The 1,037-nt window shown below is 32.1% G+C and carries 1 protein-coding gene; it reads left to right on the top strand.

Annotation, left to right across the window (positions count from 1 at the left end):
- The first annotated feature begins 346 nt into the window (after positions 1–346).
- A complete protein-coding gene (locus N4310_RS08515) occupies positions 347–997 on the top strand; it encodes an Abi family protein (RefSeq protein WP_476715168.1) in 651 nt (216 codons plus the stop codon).
- The last annotated feature ends 40 nt before the right edge of the window (positions 998–1,037 follow it).

The following is a 1,037-nucleotide window of genomic DNA, read 5'->3' as shown; positions in this document are numbered from 1 at the left end:
GCGGTGACAGAATTGCTTAGAAAGACAAGCGATTTGACTGACGCAATAACATACTATTTAAAAACTAAATGACTATAACATACTTGAATTAACAAATTTTAAAGATTACTTACCATTAAATTTAGATATTACAGGTAAAAATCAGTTAATTTATAGGCCGGTATTAGCACCAAATCAATTAAAATGTGCTCTTGAACCAGCTTTAACTGAAGAACAGTTATATAATCACATGAAGAAAAGCTCTAACTGGTCCTTCAATTACAATGGGAATAATGATTTTTATAAACAGGATTGTCTTGACTTTTTAAGAGACACAGATTTCCAGTCTTTTTCTCAATATGGAAAGTTGGTAAATAGAAGATATATAGAGGCCAAGAGAATCTATTTATTTGATAGTTACTTTAGGAATTTTCTTCAAGAGATACTAGAGCGTCTTGAAGTTTTTTTGAAGAAAAGTACGGCTGACGCTCTGACAATTGGATATAATAAATCTATCTATATTTTTGAAGATGATGATCTTTATTATTCGGGACAGTCTAAATACTGTAAAGAAAATCCTAAGAGGCAGGACCTTGTTTTGAAAACAAAATATCATTTATCACGATTGGTTTTGGAAAAACAAGATGATGCTATAATCAGCAAACAGATTAATCAGTATGGGGTCGTGTTGCCATGGACAGTTTTTCGTTTAATGACATTTGGAAACCTAGCGTCTTTCCTTATTGCTCTACAACCAGAATATCGAAATAAAGTTGCTGCTCATATCAGCTCAGTCTTGAATCAAGAAGATAAGATTCCAGCAAAAATCCTATTATCTTGGTGTAATGCGCTTCGCTATCTTAGAAATATTTGCTCACATAATGGCAGATTATATAGCCGCTTACACCATACATTACCTGCTTTTCATCGCTCTGATAGAGAGTTACTAGAGATAGATTTAGATAATGACGGTAAAACATTATTAGACTTCCTGCAAAACTATAATATGATAAACTAAAGCTATGAATTATGAATCCAGTAAAAAACTTTCCGATGTA

This window comes from Streptococcus danieliae (assembly GCF_025447695.1).
GTDB lineage: Bacteria > Bacillota > Bacilli > Lactobacillales > Streptococcaceae > Streptococcus > Streptococcus danieliae.
The sequence above is the reverse complement of the archived record's forward strand: the minus strand, read 5'-3'. Positions and strand labels throughout refer to the sequence as shown.